The sequence below is a fragment of the Vicinamibacterales bacterium genome, assembly GCA_036012125.1.
In the GTDB taxonomy this organism is placed as follows: Bacteria; Acidobacteriota; Vicinamibacteria; order Vicinamibacterales; family UBA823; genus UBA11600.
Map to the genome: position 1 here is coordinate 1 of DASCOS010000014.1, position 6,303 is coordinate 6,303.

The following is a 6,303-nucleotide window of genomic DNA, read 5'->3' on the forward strand; positions in this document are numbered from 1 at the left end:
GCCGATCATTGGGGTGTCAGCGTCGAATCGTCGGGTTTCGAGCAAGGGTTTCAGAGTTTCGCCTTTCATCCGCAGTTTAACGACCTAGGAACTCCCGGCTTTGGGAAGTTCTACACGCTCACAGACACCCGTGATACGAGGCCGCCGGCCGACTTCGCATCAGGCGGCGACAGTAACTCGCACGACACGGTCCTGCTCGAGTGGACGGCTGAGCATCCTGAGGCCGCGACCTACGATGGCGGTTCGCCACGCGAACTAGTCCGGCTCGAGCAACCCTTTGATATCCACAATGGCGGCCAGCTCGCCTTTCATCCGCTCACGTCGCCTGGCGACGCCGAATTCGGCCTGCTCTACATGGGCGCGGGCGATGGTGGTGGTAGCGATCAGCTCTTCCTTGCACAGAACCTCGGCTCCGCGTTCGGGAAGATTCTGCGTCTCGACCCGCTAGGCTCCAACAGCGCCAACGGCGAGTACGGCATTCCCGCTGACAATCCGTTTGCGAACGATGGCGACCCGGACACACTCGGGGAAATCTACGCCTTGGGCATGCGCAATCCCCAACGCTTTGCCTGGGACTCGACCACCGGCAACATGTTTGTTGCCGACATCGGCGAGAACGTCGTGGAAGAGGTCAGCCTCGTGACGGCTGGCGCCAACCTCGGCTGGAGCGACTGGGAGGGCAGTTTCGCGGTCAGGAGTGGCCGTCGTCATGTCAGTCTCGCCAACCCACGTGGCGATCCTCAGATGACGTATCCCGTCGTCGAATACGGGCAACTTGACCCACTTCTGCAGCCCGGCTCCGCGGTGACAGGTGTCTATGTCTACCGCGCGATTGCGATCCCCCAGCTCGCAAACCTGGTGCTGTTTGGTGACAATCCCAGCGGCGAGGTCTTTGCCTTTTCTGCTGACAACCTTCCTGCGGGTGGCCAGGAGGCAATTCGGCGCATTCTGTTCAACAACGGTAATGGGCCAAAGACGGTGCTCCAGTTGATTCAGGAAAAAAACACCGCTGACGGGCAGGGGGTGGCGACTCGCGCTGACCTGCGCCTCGGTCTCGGCCCCAACGACCAGGTCTTTGTGCTAAACAAACGCGACGGCACCATCCGTCTGCTTGTTGCTGTGCGCTGAGTTTTTTGGACAACGTGCCACACGGAGGCCTGAAGGGACGGCGTTAGAAGAACTGTGCTGATCAACCAACCAAAACATGAAACGAGATAACACCCATGACCCAGACTAAGCTTCCGAAGCTGATGAAGCCGTGCGGGGCCGGACGCCGGACATTCCTCGCGTCCATGGCGGCTACGCCTGCGCTGTTGTCGTTCGATGCGTGCGCGCAGGTGCCACACGCACCAGTGGAGCGCGACGGCGACGTGCACTCGTCGTTCGACCCGTGGGTCGAAGTACACGCCGCGAATCTTCGGCACAACATTGGCGCAATCAGTGAACGAGTCGGCGGCCGGCCGATCATGGCAGTCATCAAGAACGACGGCTACGGACTTGGCATCGTCAATGTCGGGCGGACGTTAGATGCGCTTGAAGCGGTCTTTGGGCTGGCGGTTGTAAAGCTGAACGAAGCAGTGGTGCTTCGGGAGGGAGGCGTGCGGAAGCCCGTGTTGCTGATGGGGCCGTTCGGTGAGTCAGATCTCGAGGAAGCGGTGGCGCGCGACATCACGCCGATGGTATACACGCCGATCGGCGATATGCTCGACCGGGTTGCTGCGAAGCTTGGCAAGACAATTCCGATTCAAATCTGCCTGGATACCGGCATGGGCCGTGTCGGCGTGCCGGTCCGCGATGCCGCGGTACTTATCCGCGATCTGGCCGGTCGGCCAGCGGTGCAGATCCAAGGACTCCAGACGACGCTGTCTGAGGACCCGGAGCTTGAACCGCTGCAGGTTCAGCGTCTTCAGGAGGTCGGCGCCACGGTACGGGGCGAAGGGCTGGATATTGGCCGCTTGCACGCCGCGTCCAGTTACGCACTGTTCGAGCATCCGGAAGCGTTTCTCGACATGGTCCGGGTCGGGATGGCGATCTACGGGATCTATCCTGAACCTAGGTTTAACGAAATGGGCGTACTCGATCTCCGACCCGCTGTGGCACTGCGCGGCGGTGTAGCCTACGTCAAGCAACTCAGGCGCGGGGAGACCGCCGGCTACGGCCGAGCCTACGTGGCGGAGAGCGACGTCTGGATTGCCACCCTGCCGATTGGACACGGCGACGGGCTTCCGCGCGCGGCGGCGCAAGGCGGTCTGGTGACGATCGGCGGGGCGCGCTATCCGATCATCGCGGCCATTTCGGCAAGCCACACCATGGTAGAACTCGGCCAGGAGACGCAGGTCCACGCTGGCGACCAAGCGACAGTGTTCGACTGGGAGGAGGGTTCGCGTCCGGAGGACTTCGCGGCCGGCTTCGGCGGGTCGGTCTACGATCTGACCATGCACCTGAACCCACTAATGCCTCGGCGCGTTATCTGAGCCGGCCGGTGCGGATGAACGTTGCGGTTTGCTCCGCGAGTCGTCAGCGGCCGACTCTAGCCCTTCAGTAACATTGTCGTCGGCCACATCATCGTGATCGGAGGGAAGATGGCCCAAGGGTTTCGATTCGTCTGTGGCGGATGTGCCCATACCATCGAGGCGTGGGATGACGGGAATCCTTACTACTTCGAGTCCGTGGTCACGAACACTGGCAAGGTGAGACAGAAGAAGAAATACGCCTACCATCCGGACCACGAATTAAGGAATCGGTGTGTTGGCAATGATTCTCCTCACCTCTGCCTATCCTGTGGGAAGAAATTCATGGTGGATTCCGAAAAGCCGATTGCCGTCTGTCGGAAATGCAAATCCGCAGATATCGTGGACACGATGGAGTTAGCCGGGAAGCCGTGTCCCTACTGCGAAGGCGGCGTATTCGGTGATCCGGTTTCTTGTGGCATCTCCTGAGACTTGTGCCAAGCCTAGTCACAGCTAGTCACAGATGTGCGCGTGTGACGTGATTCGTGCCACAAAGTGCCACACGCCCAGTCACGTTGAACCCTCCACCAGCCAACGGAAGAATGGCCACAAGGGGTGCTGTGTCTCCGTTCTGTCCGACTCCTTGCGCGGTGAGCCGGAGAGGTATACGGTAGCGATTATCTGAGGTAGGTCCACTCAACACCCGACGAGGTGCCCATGTCTGTTCGCAACCCAACTGTATTCGTAGCCGCTCTGCTCGTCCTCGTTTCGTCGTTGGTGCCACAGGAAACTGTTGCGCAGAACTCCACGAACCCATATGCGATCGTCGAAGGGTGGGCAAAGCTACCGAGCGGAAGGGTGATGGGAGCCGTCGGCAAAGCGAAGGTCGATCCCGACGGACGCCATATCTGGGCAGTTATCCGTTGCGATGCCGGGCCTGAGCACTTCGGATCAGAGTGCGTTGATTCAGACCTAGATCCCATCTTGAAGTTTGCTCCCGACGGTAATGTGGTCGAGTCCTTCGGCAGCGGAATGTTCATCTGGCCGCATGGAATTGACGTTGACTCCGACGGCAACGTGTGGGTGACTGACGCCGTGAGTGATAACAACATTCCCGCGGGCGACGATCGGGGCCATCAAGTTATCAAGTTTAGTCCAACGGGCGAAGTGCTCATGACATTTGGCACGCCAGGAGAAGAGGGAGATGGCCCTAACCATTTCTCTTCCCCGAGTGATGTGGCGGTTGCGTCCAACGGTGACGTGTTCATCGCGGACGGCCACAACGCAGCCGGAAACAACCGAGTGATGAAATACAACAGCCGTGGCGAGTTCCTCATGTCTTGGGGAGAAACTGGCTACGCCCCGGGACAGTTCCGCGTCCTACACGCCATCGCTCTTCATCCGGACGGCCGAGTGTTCGTGGGAGATCGCAGCAACAGCCGGATCCAGATCTTCGACCAAGAGGGAAACCACTCTGCCACCTGGACCCAGTTTGGGCGCCCGAGCGGAATCGCCTTTGACGACCACGGACGAATCTACGTCGCGGACTCCGAGTCGGACAACGTACAGAACCCAGGGTATGAAATGGGCATTCGCATTGGCGAAGTCGAGACGGGTTGGGTGAAGGAGTTCATTCGCTTCCCGTGGGCGAATCCCCACATCCTTCCGGGGAACGGAGCGGAGTTCGTCACCGTCGATCGTGAAGGCAACCTTTTCGGAGGTGAGCCCGTTCCCAACCCTCATCTGAATGACCGAGCGCTCAGGAAATACGTGCGAGTGCGACCCTGAGCAACGGTCCGCTGTAGCTTGGGACCCGTGGGAACTTTCCGTAGGCCCTGTCTGTGACTAACGGATAATAACCTGCACAATCAACTCACCAAGGAGAAGAATTCATGTCTGACGAACTCATTGCAGCAGCGAAACTCCCCAACATCGGCTACAGCGAAAAAGATTGGGACAAGACGATCGCCAGTGTCACTCCCGACTTTGTCTACGACGAAGTCGCAAGCCATCGTAAATCTGAAAGCGCTGAGGGCTACCTCGAGATGTGCAAGGGCTGGGCAAAGGCCTTCCCCGAATCACGGGCAACGTTTCACAATGCCTATGTCATCGGCAACACGGTCGTGCTGGAACTCACGTGGAACGGCACGCATACCGGCCCTATGATGACCCCGAACGGTGAAGTACCCGCGACCGGCAAGAACATCAGCATGCGCGCCTGCCAGGTGGTTGAGATCAAGGACGGCAAGGCGTCGTCCATGGTTCAGTATTTCGATCTCAATACGATGATGGCGCAGTTGGGTCTCGGCTAAGGCCGTTCACCCTAGCGATAGATACCGTTTGGATGCACGGTGGGAAGCTTGTAGGACAGGTCTGTGACTATGGCCCAGCCTAGGGCGTCATTGCTTTCCACCAGAGCGCGTGTACATAAATCCCATTCGTGTTCAATCAAACTGCTCAGCAGTAGGATGACCTCCTATGGGCGGCAACTCTGGACGTGCACGTTGTAGACCCTTGGCGGGAATGGAACCCATACAAGAGGGCTTTGATGCAGATTCGGAGAATCGCGTTATTTCAGGTCGACTTGCCCCTTCACGAGGGCAGTTACAATTGGTCGGGTGGCAAGTCGGTCCAAGTATTTGATAGTACGATTGTCCGAATTGAGACGGACACAGGCTTGGCGGGATACGGGGAGGTTTGCCCACTAGGGTCTGTCTATCTTCCAGCGTATGCCAATGGTGTACGTGCGGGGATTACCGAGATTGCTCAAGATTTAATCGGCCAGGATCCAACGCAGCTTAACAAGTTGAATCGAAAAATGGATGAACTCCTCAAGGGACATCCATACGTTAAATCGGCGATCGATATTGCTTGCTGGGACATTCTTGGCCAAGCTATAGAACAGCCGGTTTGTCATTTGCTTGGCGGTCGTTTCGGGGAGGAGTTTGCTCTCTATCGAGCGATTTCCAGGGATACACCGAACGCCATGGCCGAGAGTGTCAGTCAGTACCGTGCAGAAGGCTACCGGAAATTTCAATTGAAGGTCGGCAGCGACGCCGAAACGGATATCGAACGAATTCGCTGCACCCGCAAGGAACTCCAGAAGGGCGATGTGCTCATCGCTGATGCCAACACTGGCTGGTTGATGAAAGATGCGATACGAGTCGCTCGAGCAGTTCAGGACGTTGATGTGTTTATTGAGCAACCATGTGCCACCTACGAAGAGTGTTTATCTGTTCGAAGGAATATCGATCATCCATTCGTGCTTGATGAGTGCATGGATAGCGTTCAGATGCTTGTGCGTGGACACAGTGATTTAGCAATGGATGCGGTTAACCTCAAAATCAGCAAGTTTGGTGGCTTAACTAAAACACGGCTGGTGCGAGATTTATGCGTCTCGCTTGGCTTGGCGATGACCATTGAGGACAGCTGGGGCAGCGACATCACGACGGCCGCAATCGCTCACCTAGCGCACAGCACACCACCAGAATTTTTATTCACTGCGACAGACTTTAACAGTTATGTGACAGTGCGTACGGCTGATGGTGCACCCCAGCGTCATGAGGGGCGGATGGCCGCGAGTACAAAGCCTGGGTTAGGGATTCAACCTCGCACTGAGATACTGGGGGAACCCGTAGCGACTTGGGGAGCAGGAAGTCATGCCTAAACGTCTTGGTTGTCAGCCTTATCCAGCCGGCTGTGCTAACGCCTCTTTAATGGTCTTGTATGGCTGCGCCAACCGGAGTTTCGTCAGCACCCAGATCACCGACCAAGCCGGGTCGAATTCGCTAGCACGATAACTGAACTTCGGACTTCTCTGGAACGCGTGATGATTATTATGGAGGCCTTCACC

Annotated in this window: 6 protein-coding genes; all 6 read left to right on the plus strand. The window is 57.6% G+C overall.

Annotated elements, in window-relative coordinates; genetic code table 11:
* Positions 1-1,128, plus strand: a 1,128-nt coding sequence (locus tag QGH09_06460; protein HJO17821.1) for a PQQ-dependent sugar dehydrogenase, incomplete at its 5' end; no start/stop codon positions are given.
* Between the two features lie 95 nt (positions 1,129-1,223).
* Complete coding sequence (gene alr, locus QGH09_06465) at positions 1,224-2,474, plus strand: alanine racemase (GenBank protein HJO17822.1); 1,251 nt, start codon at positions 1,224-1,226, stop codon at positions 2,472-2,474.
* A 108-nt stretch (positions 2,475-2,582) separates the two neighbouring features.
* Complete coding sequence (locus QGH09_06470; protein ID HJO17823.1) at positions 2,583-2,939, plus strand: hypothetical protein; 357 nt, start codon at positions 2,583-2,585, stop codon at positions 2,937-2,939.
* Positions 2,940-3,167: 228 nt separating this feature from the next.
* Complete coding sequence (locus tag QGH09_06475; protein ID HJO17824.1) at positions 3,168-4,238, plus strand: peptidyl-alpha-hydroxyglycine alpha-amidating lyase family protein; 1,071 nt, start codon at positions 3,168-3,170, stop codon at positions 4,236-4,238.
* 104 nt (positions 4,239-4,342) lie between these two features.
* Positions 4,343-4,762, plus strand: a complete 420-nt coding sequence (locus QGH09_06480) for an ester cyclase (protein HJO17825.1) — start codon at positions 4,343-4,345, stop codon at positions 4,760-4,762.
* A 236-nt stretch (positions 4,763-4,998) separates the two neighbouring features.
* Positions 4,999-6,117, plus strand: coding sequence for a cis-3-hydroxy-L-proline dehydratase (locus QGH09_06485; protein HJO17826.1), 1,119 nt, complete (start codon positions 4,999-5,001; stop codon positions 6,115-6,117).
* Positions 6,118-6,303: the final 186 nt, after the last annotated feature.

Excerpts from the sequence above, each read along its gene's own strand:
- alr (HJO17822.1), top strand. The coding sequence starts at position 1,224 with ATGACCCAGACTAAGCTTCCGAAGCTGATGAAGCCGTGCGGGGCCGGA.
- QGH09_06470 (HJO17823.1), top strand. The coding sequence starts at position 2,583 with ATGGCCCAAGGGTTTCGATTCGTCTGTGGCGGATGTGCCCATACCATC.
- QGH09_06475 (HJO17824.1), top strand. The coding sequence starts at position 3,168 with ATGTCTGTTCGCAACCCAACTGTATTCGTAGCCGCTCTGCTCGTCCTC.
- QGH09_06480 (HJO17825.1), top strand. The coding sequence starts at position 4,343 with ATGTCTGACGAACTCATTGCAGCAGCGAAACTCCCCAACATCGGCTAC.
- QGH09_06485 (HJO17826.1), top strand. The coding sequence starts at position 4,999 with ATGCAGATTCGGAGAATCGCGTTATTTCAGGTCGACTTGCCCCTTCAC.